Origin of the sequence: Pseudomonas sp. CG7, from assembly GCF_023701885.1 — a bacterium.
GTDB lineage: Bacteria > Pseudomonadota > Gammaproteobacteria > Pseudomonadales > Pseudomonadaceae > Aquipseudomonas > Aquipseudomonas zanjanensis.
Genome location: NZ_JABAEE010000060.1, coordinates 26,067 through 43,888 on the forward strand (window position 1 = coordinate 26,067; position 17,822 = coordinate 43,888).

Sequence of the window (17,822 nt, forward strand, 5' to 3'; positions counted from 1 at the left end):
CTGCCTAGGCAAATCCGATTGGGCAAGTGCTGTTTTGTAAAAACGCCTCAGCCACGCTTGGCCCGGTAGATGCGAAAACCCTGGCCTTCGGCCTTGATCGCGCAGACGCCCAGATGCTCTTCGATCAAGGGTTGGTACTTGAGGAAACTATTGGCCACCAGGCGAAGTTCGCCGCCGTTTTTCAGATGTTTGGCCGCTTTTCGCAGCAGGTTCTCCGTGGCGTGGTAATCGGTGTGCACGCCCACATGGAACGGTGGGTTGCTCAGGATCGCGCTCAAACCCATCGGCGCGGCGTCAATGCCATCACCGGTCAGCACGTCGGCTTCCAGGCCAGTGGCGGCCAAAGTCAGGCGGCTGCTGGCGGCGGCGAAAGCGTCCACGTCCAGCAGGGTGACGGTATTGTGCGGGTAGCGTCGCTTGACCGCCGCCCCCATCACCCCGGCACCGCAGCCGAAGTCCAGCAGATGGCCGCTAGGCAGTTTATCCAAGTGTTCCAACAGCAGCGCACTGCCGCGATCCAGGCGGCCATGGCTGAACACCCCGGGCAGGCTGATGACTTTCAGCGGGCCGTCGGCCAGGGGCAGTTCGTAGGTCTGGGCCAGGCTTTCCAGCGGCTTGGCCTCGGGCGCATTCGCGACCGTGACCTGCCACAGCTGGCAGTGCCGTGCGCTATCGAGCTTGCGCGGCTTGCCGAACGGGTTGAGCTGCTTGGACGCCCCTTCGATGCCGCTGCGTTTTTCCCCCACCAGGTACACCTCACGACCAGCCAGGCGCGCCGCCACGGCATTGAGGATGTAATCGGTCAGGTCCTTGGCCTTGGGCAGGAATACCACGGCGGTGTCGAACCCATGCTCCGGGACGTTCACGCCAAAGTGGCTGCGCTCGGGGAAACGAGCATCCAGCGCGGCCTGATCGCCGGCATGCCAGCACCAGCCATGGGCCTCGGGCAAACGGCCGAGCAGGTCGTCGGCGGGCAGGCCGGCCAACAACACCGAACCCTGGAATAACTCGGCCTGACGAAGCAGTACTTCACTGCGCGGATCCATGGTCTGCTCCTTGAAAAAAAGTGCGGCAGTTTATCAACTGACGACACGCCGCGCTGTACCGCTGAAAAAGCCTTGGGCGTTTTCGCTCATTTGGCCGACGATCCGTTGCCGAGCCTCGCGGCTGCCCCAGGCGTTGTGGGGGGTGACGATCAAGCGTGGAATATCGCCGGCCAGCAGCGGATTGCCTTGGACCGGCGGCTCCACGCTCAGCACGTCGGTGGCCGCGCCACCCAAGTGACCGCGGCGCAGGGCCTCGGCCAGCGCCTGTTCGTCGATCAGGCCGCCACGGGCGGTGTTGACCACGAACGCACGGGGCTTGAGCAATGCCAGTTCGCGGGCGCCGATGAAGTGGCGGGTGTGCTCATTGAGCGGGCAGTGCAGGGTCAGGGCATCGACGTGTGGCAGCAATTGCTCCAGCGGCAAGCGGTCGGGGCGGGCCGGACGGCCGGGGATCTGCCCCAGCAGCACACGCATGCCAAAGGCTTCGGCCAGCCGCCCGACGGCGCTGCCCAACTCGCCATGGCCGAGCAGGCCCAGGGTCTTGCCTTCCAGTTCGACAATCGGATAGTCCAGCAGGCAGAACTGCGAAGCCTGCTGCCAGCGACCTTCACCCACCGCCTTTTGATAATCGGCCAGGCGCGTCGCCAGGTTCAGCAACAGCATGATCGTGTGTTGGGCCACCGATGGCGTGCCGTAGCCTTGGCAATTGCACACGGTGATGCCGTGGCTGCGGGCCGCCGCCAGGTCGACATTGTTGGTGCCGGTGGCACTGATCAAAATCAGCTTCAGGTCCGGGCTGGCCGCCATCGCTTGGGCATCGATCACGATTTTGTTGGTGATTGCCACGGTGGCGCCCATGAGCCGCTCGGTCACCTGGTCTGGCGTGGTCCGGGCGAACAGTTGCAGTTCGCTGAAGCAGCCGCGCAGCGGGCCCAGGTCCAGGTCGCCGAGGTCCAGGGAAGGGTGGTCGAGGAAAACGGCGCGAGCGGTGTTCGTCATCAGCTGTACCTTTTATGTCAAGAACCGAAGGCGTAATGTGGCGAGCCTATCAGATGGAATGTGGCTTTGGCCTAGCTCGATATTGGGGCTAATGAAGATCCTTGTGGCGAGGGGATTTATCCCCGTTGGGCTGCGAAGCAGCCCTGAAACCTGAACACTGGATGTGCCAGGCAAAAAATGTCCGAAGCTTCTTGGGGCTGCTTCGCAGCCCAACGGGGATAAATCCCCTCGCCACAGATTCATTTGCCACACAATGATGTTTGTTTTGAGATTTGAGTTAGCCAAGGAGCCCCACCATGTACCTCGCCGAATTCCTCACCGTCGCCCTGATTCACCTGCTGGCCGTTGCCAGCCCCGGGCCGGATTTTGCCGTGGTGGTGCGCGAAAGCGTGACCCATGGCCGGCGCGCCGGGACCTGGACGGCGCTGGGCGTCGGCACGGCGATTTTCCTGCATGTGGGCTATTCGTTGCTGGGCATCGGCCTGATCGTGTCGCAATCGATCGTGCTGTTCAACGCGCTGAAGTGGGCCGCCGCCGCGTACTTGCTGTACATCGGTTTCAAGGCACTGCGGGCGCAACCGGCCAAGCCGGCCGAGGAAAACCTGCACCAGGAGATCGGTGAGCGTACCGCCCGCGGCGCGTTCATCTCCGGTTTTGTCACCAATGGCCTGAACCCCAAGGCGACGCTGTTTTTCCTGTCGCTGTTCACCGTGGTGATCAACCCGCATACACCGCTGGCGATCCAGGCCGGTTATGGCGTGTACCTGGCGGTGGCGACGGCCGTCTGGTTCTGCCTGGTAGCGCTGCTGTTCAGCCAGCAACGGGTACGCGCCGGTTTCGCGCGCATGGGCCACTGGTTCGACCGGACCATGGGCGCGGTGCTCGTCGCCATTGGCGTGAAGCTGGCGTTTACCGAGTCGCACTGATCCACCCCGTCTTGCTTTGCGTAGGAGCTGCCGAAGGCTGCGATCTTTTGATCTTTTGATCTTTCGCTCTGGATTCAATTGGCAGGGGAAAGATCGCAGCCTCGTTGCACTCGGCAGCTCCTACAGTCCCAGGCATGGCTCAAGGCTAGTATCTGCGCGCTGATCAAATCATTCCTTTGGCTGATTTGATCCGTGTATAAGCGCTCTAGAGTGCTTACTTCCAGCCAAGACCGTGCAGTCAGAAAAGGGACTCTTATGTTGCAGACTCGCGTTATTCCTCCCGCCGAAGGCGCCTATCAATACCCGCTGCTGATCAAGCGGCTGCTGATGTCCGGCACGCGTTACGAGAAAACCCGCGAGATCATCTACCGTGACCAGTTGCGCTACAGCTATCCGACGCTGATCGAGCGGGTCGCGCGCCTGGCCAACGTGTTGACCGAGGCGGGGGTCAAGGCCGGCGATACCGTGGCGGTGATGGACTGGGACAGCCATCGCTACCTGGAATGCATGTTCGCGATCCCGATGATCGGCGCGGTGATCCACACCATCAACGTGCGCCTGTCACCGGAGCAGATCGCCTACACCATGAACCACGCCGAGGACCGCTTCGTGCTGGTCAACAGCGAGTTCGTCGGCTTGTACCAGGCGATAGCCGGGCCCCTCACCACGGTGGACAAGACCCTGCTGCTGACCGACCTGCCGGAAAAAACCGCCGACCTGCCGAACCTGGTGGGCGAGTACGAACAATTGCTGGCCGCCGCCGACCCCACCTACGATTTCCAGGATTTCGACGAAAACTCCGTCGCCACCACGTTCTATACCACCGGCACCACCGGCAATCCCAAGGGCGTGTACTTCACCCATCGGCAACTGGTGCTGCACACCATGGGCGTGGCGACCATCATGGGCTCCATCGACAGCGTGCGGCTGCTGGGCACCAACGACGTGTACATGCCCATCACGCCGATGTTCCATGTCCACGCCTGGGGCCTGCCCTACGTGGCGACCATGCTCGGGCTCAAGCAGGTCTACCCGGGCCGCTACGACCCGGAATTCCTGGTCCAGTTGTGGCGCAAGGAAAAAGTCACCTTTTCCCATTGCGTGCCGACCATCCTGCAAATGGTCCTCAATGCCAAGGGCGCCCAGGACACCGACTTCGGCGGCTGGAAAATCGTCATCGGCGGCAGCGCCCTGAACCGCAGCTTGTACGAAGCGGCCAAGGCCCGGGGCATCCAGCTCACGGCGGCCTACGGCATGTCGGAAACCGGCCCGCTGGTGTCCTGCGCCCACCTCAACGCGGAACTGATGGCCGGCAGCGAAGACGAACGCACCACCTACCGGATCAAGGCCGGGGTGCCAGGGCCACTGGTGGAAGCGGCGATCGTCGACACCGAGGGCAATTTCCTGCCGGCCGACGGCGAGACCCAGGGCGAACTGGTGCTGCGTGCGCCGTGGCTCACCGAAGGCTATTTCAACGAGCCGCAGAAGGGCGCCGAGCTCTGGGCCGGCGGCTGGCTGCACACCGGTGATGTCGCCACGCTCGACAACATGGGCTTCATCGACATCCGCGACCGCATCAAGGACGTGATCAAGACCGGTGGCGAATGGATCTCCTCCCTGGACCTGGAAGACCTCATCAGCCGTCACGCGGCGGTACGCGAAGTAGCAGTGGTCGGCATTCCCGATCCGCAGTGGGGCGAGCGGCCGTTTGCCTTGCTGGTGATTCGCGAAGGGCATGAGATCGGGGCTCGCGAGCTCAAGGACCACCTCAAGCCGTTCGTCGAGCTGGGGCACCTGAGCAAGTGGGCGATCCCGAGCCAGATCGCCCTTGTTACGGAAATTCCCAAGACCAGCGTCGGCAAGCTCGACAAGAAGCGCATCCGCGTCGACATCACCGAATGGCAGAGCAACAACAGCACCTTCCTGTCCACGCTTTAGGCCTTTTTGCCGTGCCCGAAAGGGCACGGCAGCCCCACCAAGCAAGCGCTTGCCTTGTCAAACCGAAAATTTCAGCCATCCTTGCCGTGCCGGCATCTGTCGGCCTGGCGAAAGGACTGTTCCAGAGTGGTTGAGGGCTGCAAATCACACTTTAGAGGGATCAAGCCGTACTACCTGCTGGCTATAGTCCGCTCACGGATTCTCAAGAACGGGGCGCACGCACGAAAGGGCGATGCGACTTCGACGGATGTCGGGACGCTGCTGCTCCCTGCCGCCGAGGTGTTCTTGAAATGTCCATTGCCATAACAATAATGCACATGGAGTAGCGTCGATGACCTCAGCAACCACGTTCTGGCGCCGGGCAAAACTGCCTCTGGCGGTCAGTCTCGCCTCTTCGCTCGCCGGGCCTGCATTCGGCGTCAGTTTCAACATCGGTGAAATCGAAGGCCAGTTCGACTCGTCCCTGTCCGTCGGCGCGAGCTGGTCCACGGCCAACGCCAACAAGGACCTGATCGGCGTCAACAATGGCGGCAAGGGTTTGTCGCAGACCTCCGATGACGGCCACCTGAATTTCAAGCGCGGGGAAACCTTCTCGAAGATCTTCAAGGGCATCCATGACCTGGAACTGAAGTACGGCGATACCGGCATATTCGTGCGCGGCAAGTACTGGTACGACTTCGAACTCAAGGACGAACATCGCCTGTACAAGGACATCAGCGACAGCAACCGCAAGGAAGGCGCCAAGTCCTCCGGCGGGCAGATCCTCGACGCATTCATCTACCACAACTACGCCATTGCCGATCAGCCGGGCTCGGTCCGCCTGGGCAAGCAGGTGGTCAGCTGGGGTGAAAGTACCTTCATCCAGGGCGGCATCAACTCCATCAACCCGGTCGACGTGTCCGCGTTCCGTCGTCCTGGCGCCGAGGTCAAGGAAGGCCTGATCCCGGTGAACATGTTCTACGTCTCCCAGAGCCTGACCGACAACCTGTCGGCCGAGGCGTTCTACCAGTTGGAGTGGGACCAGACCGTGGTGGATAACTGCGGCACGTTCTTCTCCCAGCCGGATGTGATTGCGGATGGGTGTACCGACAATCTGCGGGTGCTGAATAAACGTTCGTCCGTTCCGCTGCCGGGCGTCATTCTTCCGATATTGGAAGGCCAGGGTGTCGATATCAACGAAGAAGGCGTGCTGGTACGTCGAGGCCCGGACCGCGATGCTCGCGACAGCGGCCAGTGGGGCGCGTCGTTGAAGTACATGTTCGAACCGCTGGACACCGAGTTCGGTGCCTACTTCATGAACTACCACAGCCGTGCGCCGATTTTCAGTGCCCAGGGGGCTGCGCAGCAGTTCTACACCGCGGGGCCAATCGCGGCACTGCGCCCTCTGATCGTGGCAGGTAACTCCAATTACTTTGTTGAGTACCCAGAAGATATCCGTCTCTATGGCCTGAGTTTCTCCACGACACTGCCTACCGGCACGGCGTGGAGCGGTGAGATCAGCTATCGTCCGAATGCACCGGTACAACTGAGCACCACTGACATTCTCTTCGCTGGCGTGACGCCGCTTCCCGGCTTTGGCGATGCATCGGTGCTCCAGGGCACGCCGGGCCAAGACCTGCATGGCTATCGCCGTAAAGAGGTCACTCAGTTCCAGACTACATTCACGCACTTCCTGGATCAGGTCATGGGCGCCAGCCGCCTGACGCTGGTCGGTGAAATCGGGGTGACCCATGTTGGTGGCCTGGAAAGCAAATCCGACGCGCGTTATGGTCGCGATCCGGTGTTCGGGCCGGGCAAACTGCCCAACGATTTCTGTGAGTCGCTCAACGGCTCTACTGCGGGGGGAGGCGGCCAGACGATCAACGACGTGAACAGCAATTGCAACAACGACGGCTTCACCACCTCCACCTCCTGGGGCTACCGCGCGCGCGCCATCTGGGAATACCCGGACGTGTTCGCCGGCGTGAACCTCAAGCCCAACGTGGCCTGGTCCCATGACGTCAAGGGCTACTCGCCAGGCCCTGGCGGCAACTTCGAAGAAGGCCGCAAGGCCGTCAGCCTCGGGCTGGATGCCGAGTACCAGAACACCTACAACGCCAGCCTGGCCTACACCAACTTCTTTGGTGGCGACTTCAGCACCGTGGACGATCGCGACTTCCTGGCGCTCAGCGTCGGCGTGACCTTCTAAGCACCGTATTTCAGGACGACACACTATGAAAATAACAAAGAATCTGATGCAGGCCGGTGTTCTGGGGCTATCCCTGCTGGCCGCCAGCGTCATGGCGGCGGTACCCGCGGCCGAGGCCGACAAACTGGGCAAGAGCCTGACGCCGATGGGCGCCGAGATGGCCGGCAATGCCGATGGCTCGATCTCGGCCTGGAAGCCCATGGCCAAGAACGCCGGTGCCGTGGACAGCAAGGGCTTCCTTGCCGACCCGTTCCCGACTGAGAAACCGCTGTTCACCATCACCGCGCAGAACGTCGAGCAGTACAAGGCCAAACTCGCCCCGGGCCAGTACGCGATGTTCAAGCGCTACCCGGAAACCTTCAAGATGCCGGTCTACCCGACCCATCGCGGCGCCACCGTGCCGGACGAGGTGTTCGCCTCCATCAAGAAGAATGCGGTCAACACCAAGCTGGTGTCCGGCGGCAACGGCCTGGAGAACTTCGAGACGGCCGTGCCGTTCCCGATTCCCCAGAGCGGCGTGGAAGTGATCTGGAACCACATCACCCGCTATCGCGGCGGCAGCGTGACGCGCCTGGTCACCCAGGCCACCCCGCAGCCCAACGGCTCCTACAGCCTGGTGTACTTCCGCGACCAGTTCGTCTTCCGCGACAAGATGAAGGATTTCGATCCGGCCAACCCAGGCAACATCCTGTTCTACTTCAAGCAACAAGTGACCGCGCCGGCGCGCCTGGCCGGTGGCGTGCTGCTGGTGCACGAAACCCTCGACCAAGTGAAGGAACCGCGTTCGGCATGGGTCTACAACGCTGGCCAGCGCCGTGTGCGCCGTGCCCCGCAAGTGTCCTATGACGGCCCGGGTACCGCAGCCGACGGCCTGCGTACTTCCGACAACCTGGACATGTACAACGGCGCGCCGGATCGCTACGACTGGAAGCTGGAAGGCAAGAAAGAGCTGTACATCGCCGCCAACAGCTACAAGATCGATTCGCCACAACTCAAGTACGCCGACATCATCAAGGCCGGCCACATCAACCAGGACCTGACTCGCTACGAGCTGCGTCGTGTCTGGCATGTGACCGCGACCCTGAAGGAAGGCCAGCGTCACATCTACGCCAAGCGTGACTTCTACATCGACGAAGACACCTGGCAAGCCGCGGTGATCGACCACTACGACGGTCGTGGCCAACTGTGGCGCGTGGCCGAGGCCCATGCCGAGAACTACTACGACAAGCAAGTGCCGTGGTACGCCCTGGAAACCCTCTACGACCTGCAGTCCGGCCGCTACCTGGCGCTGGGCATGAAGCACGAAGAGAAATCGGCCTACGACTTCGGCTTCACCGCCACCACCGCCGACTTCACTCCGAACGCATTGCGCCAGGACGGTATCCGCTAAACCGCTCCACCCGAGGCCGCATCCTCGAAACAACGCCCCGACTGGTTCGGGGCGTTTTTTTTGACCCACACAAAACCCCTGTGGCGAGGGAGCTTGCTCCCGCTGGACTGCGCAGCAGTCCCAAAGCGGAGTACTCGGGGTATCAGATCAAACGGGGCGGCCTTGGGGCTGCTGCGCACCCCAGCGGGAGCAAGCTCCCTCGCCACAAGAGCGGCGGCTGCCTGGATTTTTCACGGCCATCAACGTGTAGTCTTTTTGTAGCCATTTGTAGCACTCCCTTCAATACCTCCTCGTTTACCGCTAGTCTGCGGACATCTGCAACGCCGCGACCCGCATTCCAACAAGAGCCGGCCATGACTGATTTGTCTTCACTTCCGGATTCTGCCCGCGCAGCCATCGCGGTACAGGACGGGCGTTTCTACCGCCCGCCCTTGCCCGACGGCCACGTCGTGCGGCCGCGGTTGTGCCAGCGTTTGGCCGCTGGGCTCGGGGGCAGGTTGTTGTTGGTCAGTGCGCCGGCGGGGTTTGGTAAAAGCTCCCTGGCGGTGGAGTTCTGCCAGAGCCTGCCGGCCTATTGGCAAAGCCTCTGGTTGGGACTCAGTGCCCGGGACAACGATCCCGGGCGTTTCCTGGAACGTTTGCTCGAAGGGCTCCAGGCCTTTTTCCCGCAACTGGGTGGCCGGGCACTGGGGTTGCTGAAAATGCGCCAGCGCCACCAGCCCTTTGCCTTCGAAGAATGGCTCGATGGCTTGCTGGACGAACTGTCCACGCACTTGTCGCCGCGCAATCCCTTGTTGCTGGTCCTGGACGATTACCACCTGGCCCAAAGCCCGGTGCTGGATCGCTGCCTGCAATTTTTCCTCAATCACCTGCCCGACGGTCTGCTGGTCCTTGTCACCAGCCGCCAGCGTCCGGACTGGCACCTGGCGCGCCTGCGCCTGTCGCGGCAATTGCTCGAACTCAATGAACAAGACCTGCGCCTGACCCATGACGAAGCCTTGACCCTGCTCCAGCATCACAGCAGCTCGTTGCGCGGTGAGGCGTTGGAAAACCTCATCCAGCGCAGCGAAGGTTGGGTGGCGGGTCTGCGGTTCTGGTTGCTGGCGGCGTCTGAAGCCGGCACCGAAGGCCTGCTGCCCCAGGCCTTGAATGGCGGCGAAGGGTTGATTCGCGATTACCTGCTCGAAGAAGTCATCGATTGCCTGCCCGCCGAGGTGCAGGCGTTCCTGTATGACACGGCCCCTCAGGAACGCTTCTGCAGCGCGCTGTGCGACGCCGTGCGCGAAGCCCATGACAGCGCCGAGATCCTGCGCTACCTGGCGTCCCACCAAGTATTCCTGGTGCCTTTGGACGAGCACGGCCATTGGTACCGTTACCACCATCTGTTTTCCGATCTGCTGCGCAGTCGTCCCAGCGCGCCGGCCATGGTCCCGGCCGCGACCCTGCACCTGCGGGCCTGCCGCTGGTTCAACGCCCAGGGCCTGATCGACGAAGCCGTGGAACAGGCCCTGCGGGCCGGCCATCTGGATGTGGCGGCGAACCTGGTGCAGAACCTCTCGGAGGAACAACTGCTGGCCGAGCAGAACGTCGGCATGTTGCTGCGCTGGAAAATGGACCTGCCCGACAGCCTGCTCATCAGCACGCCGCGGCTGATCGTGCTCTACAGTTGGGCGCTGGGCTTGGCCTGCCAGCTGGATGCCGCCGAAGAGCTGGCCGCGCACTTGAGTCGTTTCCTGCCGGCCCCTTCGGCCACTGCACAAAAATCCATGCTCGCCCAATGGCTGGCCCTGAGCGGCATCGTCGCCCGGGGTCGTGGCGATCGCGAGGCCACCGTGCGTTATTGCAGCGAAGCCCTGGAGAGCCTGCCGCAAAAACGTTACGGCCAGCGGCTGATGTGCCTGTCCACCTTGTCGAACCTGGCCATTGCCGACGGGGACCTGTGGCGCGCGCGTAACCTGAACCGCGATTCCCTGGAGCTGGCGCAGCGGGTCGGCAATCCATTGTTCGAGGCCTTGGCCCATTACGATCGCGCCCGGGTCCTGCAGGCGCGGGGAGAGATCTTGCGGGCACTGGATGAAGTGCACCATGGCCTGCAACGTTTGCACAAGCTGTCGCCCCAGCGGCTTTATGCGGTGCGGGCACGACTGATCATGTACGAAGGTTTCCTGCTGACTTTGCGCATGCAGCCCCAGGCCGGCCTGGCGCGGTTGCAGGCGGGCCTCACCGAAGCCCGCGCCTGCCGCGACATCAGCGTGCTGATCGGTCATTGCGTGGTCGCGCGGATCGAAGGCTACAGCGGCGAGTTCGCCCGGGCTTTTGCCGAACTGGCTGAAGCCGAGCGGCTGATGCACATCTGGGATGTTCCGCCGATCTACTACCTGGCGATGATTACCCTGGTCAAATGCGAACTCTGGCTGGCCCAGGGCCGTACCGACCTGGCCGAAGCCTGGCTGGCCCGCCTGGGCCAGACCTACACGGGTGAGCGGGCCGCCGCGCCTCCGGAATTCCATCCGCAACTGCCGCTGCATGTCGAACTGCAACAGGCGGTGCTGGAATCCATCCGGGGTCACCCGATGCTCGCCGAAGGCCGGCTCAATGCCTTGTTGGAGCACGGCCAGCAAACCGGCCGGCAGATGCTCAGCGTGATGGCGCTCAACCAGAAAGTCGCCTTGCTGTTGAGCCTCGGCCGCGAACCCGAAGCCCGCCGCACCCTGGCCCAGGCTTTCGAGGCCGCCAGCGGTGGGGTGTTGCAGCCGTTCGAGTGGTTGCTGGGCAAGCACTGTGAATGGCTGCGCGAACAACTGCTGAACGCGCCGCCCAGCACCTTGCGCGAACATCTGCTCGAACGCCTGCCCTCGGTGGCCCAACTGGTCGACCCTGCGGCACCTGTCGAAACCCTGAGCAGTCGCGAACGGGCGGTGTTGCAGTTGATTGCCCAAGGCTGTTCGAACCAGGAGATTAGCGAGCAATTGTTTATCTCCCTGCACACCGTCAAGACCCACGCCAGCCACATCAACAGCAAACTCGGCGTCGAGCGCCGCACCCAGGCGGTGGCGCGGGCGAAAGCGTTGGGGTTGTTGGGCTGAGCAAGATATTGCGGCTGGTGAGATCCCCGTGGCGAGGGAGCTTGCTCCCGCTGGGCTGCGAAGCAGCCCCAACTGATAATCTGACACACCGCAGTGCCACGTGTAGGGTCGCTTCGCAACCCACCGGGAGCAAGCTCCCTCGCCACAAAGGCTTTGACAAGGAATCCCTCGATGTTGCCCCTCTACAAAACCATCCCATCCCCCGTCGGCCAACTGATCCTCGTCGCCCGGGAGACAAGGCTGGCGGCCATCCTGTGGGAAAACGAGCGGCTCAATCGGGTACGCCTGGGGCCTTTGGAAGAGGACACCCGGCATCCGCTCCTCAAGGAAACCGAACGTCAGTTGCTGGAATACTTCGCCGGCCAACGCCGCCGTTTCGAGCTGGAACTGGATTTTGCCGGCACTGACTTTCAGGTCCGGGTCTGGCAGGCCCTGTTGACCATCCCCTTTGGTGAAACCCGCAGCTACCGCGACATCGCCCTCCAGATCGGCCAACCCACAGCGGTCCGGGCGGTCGGCGCCGCCAATGGCCGCAACCCTATCTCGATCATCGCCCCGTGCCACCGCGTCATCGGCAGCTCCGGCAGTCTTACCGGCTTCGCTGGCGGCCTGGCAGCCAAACAGTTCCTGCTCAGCCTCGAAGGCCAGGAGAGCCTGCAACTACCGTTCTGACCTGATACAGGGATTGGGGGGATGCAAAATTTATAATCAGACCCAACCCACTGTGGGAGCGAGCTTGCTCGCGATGACCTCGGCACAGCCTGCATCACCGGCAACTGACCCACCGCTATCGCGAGCAAGCTCGCTCCCACAGTTGATGTGAGGTGACTGTAAATTTTGCATTTGCTCTCACGAGTCTCAGGCTGACGGCGATTTGGGAGGACGCATACGCGTCGGTGGCAGGCCGTTGGCGTTGTGCTGGTAGATCTGCGCGGGCTGGCCCTGTTCGTTGAAGAACACCTGGCCGATGCCTGCGCTGTTCCACAACCGCTCTCCGGCTTCAGCGTGTTCCGGCGTGTGGGGGACGATGCGCATGCTGCGGCGCTTGGTGAACCAGTTCAGGGGCGAGCGCGGCGAGTAGAGCCAGCGGTTCAGGCGGTCGAACCATTCCAGCAGCACCGGTGGGAATTCATTCTTGATGCCGCTGCTGGTGATCTGCCAAATGCGCGGGCCGCCCTTGCGGTGTGGGATCAGCACCTCGTAGACGAAGGAATAATGCACATCCCCTGACAGCACCACGTAGTTACCGGGTGTACGCGAGTGTCGGAAAATGTTCAGGATCACCTGGGCGGCGCCGCGATGGGCCATCCAGTTTTCCGCATCCACCAACAACGGATAACCGCACCAACTGAACACCCGCTGCACGGTCTCGATCAGCTTCACGCCGAAGATCGGTGCCGGCGAGACGATGATTGCCGAGGGGTGATCCAGCAGATCCTGTTGCAACTCGCTCAGGGCTTCCCAGTCCAGCAGGCCGGAAGGTTGCTTGAGGTTGTTCTCGCTGCGCCAGCGGCGGGTACGGGTATCGAGCACCACCAGGGCCGGGGTGCTTGGCAGCACGTAATGCCAGCGCTGGAAACCCAGCAGGGTGTCGATCAGTTGGTCCTGTGGCGCGCTGGCGAGGTAGCGGTCCCGGGCGGTGTCGCTCAGGGCCAGGGTTTGCGCTAGCACATCAGCAAAGGCATCCGGGTTGTTGCCCCAGCCCTGGCAGAGCATGTAGGCGATCAAGGCGTTGCCGATGATGCGTTTGGAGAACGGATGGCCGTAGGCGGTTTCTTCCCATTGCGCGGACAGGTTCCAGTCGTCGGTGATGTCGTGGTCATCGAAAATCATCAGGCACGACAAGTGCGCAAACACCCGGGCCACGCCGTCCAGCCCGGTCTTGAACGCATCGATGCGTTGCTGTTCCAGGTCGTAGCGCTGGCGCCGTTCGACGGTCAGTTCGGGCGGTTGGACAGTGATCAGTGTCCAGGGCACCGGCGACCACACCAGCAGGTACATCGCCATGACCTCGGCGAAGGTCACCAGGTGATTATCGGCGCTGCTGCTGGTGAAGATCGGCTTGCGCGCCCCGCCAAAAAAGCGCTCGCGCAGGGTTTCGTTGCTTTCCAAGGCCGGTAGCAAATCGGCCCGATGGTAATAGCTGGCCGGGTGTTGGTAGAGCTTGGCGCTGTCTTCCACCACGGCACCGTCCAGGCGCTCCTCGAACAGCCCCAGGCGTTCGATCAGCCCATGAATCGCCCGCAGCATGGGCCCGGCGACGTCGTCGGCATACACCTGGTCGCCGCTCATCATCAGCAGCGCCGGGCGTTGCGCCGGGTCTTGCGCCAACAATCGGTCAACACACAGCAGGCCGTCGTTGGCCGGGTAGTGGGGTTTGCGGCAGGAGCCGTGGACCAATTGCTCGATGCGCGAATGCAACATGAAGTTCGGGCACTGTGCCCCGTCATACAACAGGTGCGGCGCCCATTCGGCGATGGGCGCGCCCTCTACCAGCAGGTCGTAGTCAATCGCTACGTCCTGGGGCAGGGGCGTGTCGAGCGTCACGTCGATCAGGTGCACAAAAGCGTGTTGCCCCACCGGCACCACGGTGCAACGCGACGCATCCAGCGTCAGGTCGCCGACCCCGTCAATACGCAGGGTTAACGCTAGCGCTCGTGTGCCCACCAGCCACATCACCAGGCGCACAGGTTCCAGCCGCCGTAACAGCGCGCCGACCAGGACGGGTGGGAGGGTAGAGGTGATGTCTGGGGTGGACGACAGCATTAGCGAAAAAAGCTCTATTCAGGGAGAGGCGGGGATCATAGCGCAATGTGCTTTGCAACTGGGGAGGGTTGGATTGAAGTGGAGGAATTGCGCCCTTGTGGCGAGGGAGCTTGCTCCCGCTGGGGCGCGAAGCACCCCCAAAACCTGACACCTCGGTGTGTCAGGCAAACATTGGGGGCTGCTGCGCAGCCCAGCGGGAGCAAGCTCCCTCGCCACAGAGAGTGTTGAGCCAAGGGCATCAATTTATCCACAGTCCTGTCACGCGCTTATTGAGCGACGTTGGAAGCCTGCGCCGCCTTGATCAAGTCCGCCCCGATGTCCTTTTCAAACTTCGCCCACACCGGTTTCATCTTGTCGCGCCAGGCGCTGCGTTCCTGGGGCGTGAGGGCAATGATCTCGGTGGTCTTGGCGTCCAGGACTTTTTGTTTGTCCTGCTGGTTGAATCGTTCCGCTTCCTGGTTGGCATAGGCCGTGGATTCGACGACGATCTTCTCCAGTTCGCTGCGAATGTCCGGCGCCAGGCCGTTCCAGAAGTCCGACGTGGTGATCAGCATGTAGTCGAGGATGCCGTGGTTGGACTCGGTGACGTATTTCTGCACTTCATTGAGTTTCTGGTTGTAGAAGTTCGAATAGGTGTTTTCCGTGCCGTGGACCAAACCGGTGCGCAACCCCTGGTACACCACCGAGAAAATCATCGGCTGCGCTTTGGCGCCCACCGCCTTGAATTGTTCGTCCAGCACGGCGGAAGTCTGTATCCGGAACGTCAGGCCACGGGCATCCTCCGGGGTGCGTAATGGCTTGTTGGCCGACAGTTGCTTCATGCCGTTGTGCCAATAGGCCAGGCCGGTGATGTTCTTGCTTTCCATGGACTTGAGCAGCTTCTGCCCCTCGGGGCTCTGCTGGAAACGGTCCACTGCCGCGATGTCATCGAATAGAAATGGCAAGTCGAACAACTGCACGGTCCGCGTGTACTGATCGAACTTGGCCAGCGACCGCGCAATGATCTGCACTTCCCCCAGGAGCAAGGCTTCCATCTCCTTGTCATCGCCGTACAGCGTGGAGTTGGGGTACACCTCGACCTTCACTTTGCCCGGCAACCGCTCCTCCGCCAGCTTCTTGAACATCAACGCACCCTGGCCCTTGGGCGTTTGTTCGCCGACCACGTGGGAGAACTTGATGACGATCGGCTCGGTCGCCATGACCGTTCCCCATGCGCCGAAAGCCAGGGCGCAGGCGAGGGCTTTCCATACAGGTTTGAGCATTCAAGAGGTCCTTTTTTTGTCTGGAGGAATCGGGCCGACAGATCGGCCCGATACCTCCATGGCAAGGCAAAATCATCCTTTGCCCGCCACAGAGTGTTTGCCGGATTTAACTCATCCCCAACCAATTTGGCAGCGCCAGGGAAATCCACGGCACATAGGTAATCAGCACCAGGAACGCCAACAGGATCATCAACCACGGCATCGCCGCACGGATCGTGGCAGGCAAGGACATGCCGGTCACCGCCGAGGTGACGAACAGGTTCAGCCCCACCGGTGGCGTGATCAAGCCAATCTCCAGGTTCACCACCATGATGATGCCCAGGTGGATCGGGTCGATGCCCAGTTTCATGGCGATGGGGAACAGGATCGGCGCCAGGATCAGGATGATCGCCGAAGGCTCCATGAACGCGCCGGCGATCAGCAGCACGATGTTCACCACCAACAGGAAGGTCACCGGCGTCAACCCGGCATCGATCACCCAGGCGGTGATTTGCTGCGGCAGTTGTTCGGTGGTCAGCACGTGGGCGAAGAGCATGGCGTTGGCGATGATGAACATCAGCATGATGCTCAGCTTGGCCGACTCCAGCAGCACCTTGGGCGTCTCGCGGAAGGTGAGGTCCTTGTAGACGAACAACGCGATGAACGCCGAATACACCGCCGCCACTGCCGCGGCTTCGGTGGGGGTGAACATCCCGGAGTAGATCCCGCCGAGGATGATGAACATCAGCAACAGGCCCCAGATCGCCTTGCGCGCGGTGGTCAACCATTCGCGGAACGTGGCGCGGGGCAGGGCTGGCAGGTTTTTCTTCACGGCGACGATGTAGATCGCCACCATCAGGAACAAACCCAACAGCAAGCCCGGGATGACGCCGGCCATGAACAACTTGCCCACCGAGGTTTCGGTCGCCGCGGCATACACCACCATCACGATCGACGGCGGAATCAGGATGCCCAGGGTCCCGGCGTTACACACGATGCCAGCGCCAAACGCCTGTGGATAACCCGAGCGGACCATCCCGGCAATGGCAATGGAACCCACCGCTGCCACCGTCGCGGGGCTTGAACCCGATAGCGCCGCAAACAACATGCAGGCCAGCACTGCCGCAATCGCCAGGCCCCCGCGGATATGCCCGACGCAGGCATTGGCAAAGTCGATCAACCGTCGCGCCACGCCGCCCGTGGTCATGAACGCACCGGCCAGCAGGAAGAACGGAATCGCCAGCAACGTGTAGTGCTCGGAGGTTTCGAACAGCTTGATCGCCAGGGAGCGCACCGAGTCGGGGCTGAAGAAGATGATGGTCAGCGATCCCGCCAGTCCCAACGAAATGGCAATGGGCACGCCGATAAACATCAGTACGAACAGTGCAATGAACAGGAAGGCAATGGTCATGGCTTGTCTTCCTCGTGTTCGGTCAATTTGATGGCTTCGGCCGCTTCATCGGCCAGGCCCAGGCCGGTCTGGCGATTCATCAGGATGCGCACGAGAATTTCCGCGAAACGAATGAATACCAGCGCGAACCCCACCGGCACGATCAGCCCGATATGCCATTGCATGATGCCGAAATGACCAAGGTCCTCGGCACCGATCTCGGCAATCATCAAGGTGTTGATCCATTCGTAACTCGCCACCGCCAGCAGGCCGGCGTAGGCGAGGCAGCACAGGCAGGCGATGACGCCGATAAAACGCTGCACCGGTTTGCTCGCCAGCTTCACCAGCGCATCGACGCCGATGTGCCCGGCGGTGCGAACACCGTACGAAAGACCGAAGAAAATCAGCCAGCCAAACAGCGCCTTGGTCAGCGAGCTACTCCAGGTCATCGCCTGGGCCATGCCCATGACAGAGTCGCCGATGGCGAACATCGACTCGCTGGCGGCGGGCCAATGGTCGCCGAGGCTATAGAAAACCGCGTATAGATTATTGAGTACCACGTAGACGAACGTGACGATCGTCATGGCGGCCAGAAGGAAAGCGATGAAACCTTCCTCGAAGTGTTCCCAGGTGCGCCGGAGGGCGTTCATGGATGACATCTCCTGTGGGGGGACGACAGACCGGCACCGCCAGGGCGGCGGCACCGGCCAACCAATCACTGGGCTTTGTTGGAGGCTTCGGCGGCTTTGATCAGGTCAGCGCCGATATCGCCTTCGAACTTCTTCCACACCGGTTTCATCTTGTCGCGCCATGCGCCGCGTTCTTCTGGCGTCAGGGTGATGATCTCGGTGG

General features: G+C 62.0%; 12 protein-coding genes and 1 pseudogene. 6 read left to right on the forward strand and 7 right to left on the reverse strand.

Features of this window, described 5'->3' with window-relative positions; all coding sequences use genetic code 11:
* Positions 1–47 precede the first annotated feature (47 nt).
* Together HGO40_RS21965 and HGO40_RS21970 are read right to left on the reverse strand one after the other, a co-directional pair.
* Positions 48–1,046: a methyltransferase gene (locus tag HGO40_RS21965; RefSeq protein ID WP_250964721.1), complete on the reverse strand. Its 999-nt coding sequence runs from the start codon at positions 1,044–1,046 to the stop codon at positions 48–50.
* A 33-nt stretch (positions 1,047–1,079) separates the two neighbouring features.
* Positions 1,080–2,045 (reverse strand): 2-hydroxyacid dehydrogenase, encoded by a 966-nt coding sequence (locus tag HGO40_RS21970; protein WP_250964722.1) that lies wholly within the window; start codon positions 2,043–2,045, stop codon positions 1,080–1,082.
* A 296-nt stretch (positions 2,046–2,341) separates the two neighbouring features.
* Between HGO40_RS21970 and HGO40_RS21975 the strand changes: the two genes are divergently transcribed.
* The 6 genes from HGO40_RS21975 to HGO40_RS22000 all read left to right on the forward strand — a co-directional run bounded on the left by HGO40_RS21975 (position 2,342) and on the right by HGO40_RS22000 (position 12,245).
* Positions 2,342–2,971: a LysE family translocator gene (locus HGO40_RS21975; RefSeq protein ID WP_207963216.1), complete on the forward strand. Its 630-nt coding sequence runs from the start codon at positions 2,342–2,344 to the stop codon at positions 2,969–2,971.
* A 255-nt stretch (positions 2,972–3,226) separates the two neighbouring features.
* Positions 3,227–4,909, forward strand: a complete 1,683-nt coding sequence (locus HGO40_RS21980; protein WP_250964723.1) for a fatty acid--CoA ligase — start codon at positions 3,227–3,229, stop codon at positions 4,907–4,909.
* A 331-nt stretch (positions 4,910–5,240) separates the two neighbouring features.
* Entirely contained in the window at positions 5,241–7,097 is a 1,857-nt protein-coding gene (locus tag HGO40_RS21985; RefSeq protein ID WP_250964724.1) for a DUF1302 domain-containing protein, read from the forward strand.
* Positions 7,098–7,122: 25 nt separating this feature from the next.
* Positions 7,123–8,487 (forward strand): DUF1329 domain-containing protein, encoded by a 1,365-nt coding sequence (locus HGO40_RS21990; RefSeq protein WP_250964725.1) that lies wholly within the window; start codon positions 7,123–7,125, stop codon positions 8,485–8,487.
* 353 nt (positions 8,488–8,840) lie between these two features.
* Entirely contained in the window at positions 8,841–11,573 is a 2,733-nt protein-coding gene (locus HGO40_RS21995) for a winged helix-turn-helix domain-containing protein (protein ID WP_250964726.1), read from the forward strand.
* A 171-nt stretch (positions 11,574–11,744) separates the two neighbouring features.
* Positions 11,745–12,245, forward strand: a complete 501-nt coding sequence (locus tag HGO40_RS22000; protein ID WP_250964727.1) for a methylated-DNA--[protein]-cysteine S-methyltransferase — start codon at positions 11,745–11,747, stop codon at positions 12,243–12,245.
* Positions 12,246–12,431: 186 nt separating this feature from the next.
* Here the strand turns inward: HGO40_RS22000 and HGO40_RS22005 are convergent, their stop codons facing one another.
* The 5 genes and pseudogenes from HGO40_RS22005 to HGO40_RS22025 form a co-directional block, all read right to left on the reverse strand.
* Positions 12,432–14,339: an alkaline phosphatase D family protein gene (locus tag HGO40_RS22005; protein WP_250964728.1), complete on the reverse strand. Its 1,908-nt coding sequence runs from the start codon at positions 14,337–14,339 to the stop codon at positions 12,432–12,434.
* Positions 14,340–14,605: 266 nt separating this feature from the next.
* Entirely contained in the window at positions 14,606–15,601 is a 996-nt protein-coding gene (locus tag HGO40_RS22010; protein WP_250964729.1) for a TRAP transporter substrate-binding protein, read from the reverse strand.
* 106 nt (positions 15,602–15,707) lie between these two features.
* Complete coding sequence (dctM, locus tag HGO40_RS22015; RefSeq protein WP_250964730.1) at positions 15,708–16,991, reverse strand: C4-dicarboxylate TRAP transporter large permease protein DctM; 1,284 nt, start codon at positions 16,989–16,991, stop codon at positions 15,708–15,710.
* A complete protein-coding gene (locus HGO40_RS22020; protein WP_250964731.1) occupies positions 16,988–17,620 on the reverse strand; it encodes a TRAP transporter small permease in 633 nt (210 codons plus the stop codon). Before HGO40_RS22020 ends, dctM begins: the two co-directional genes overlap by 4 nt.
* Positions 17,621–17,685: 65 nt before the next feature.
* Positions 17,686–17,822, reverse strand: a pseudogene (locus HGO40_RS22025) (C4-dicarboxylate ABC transporter); the annotation flags it as partial.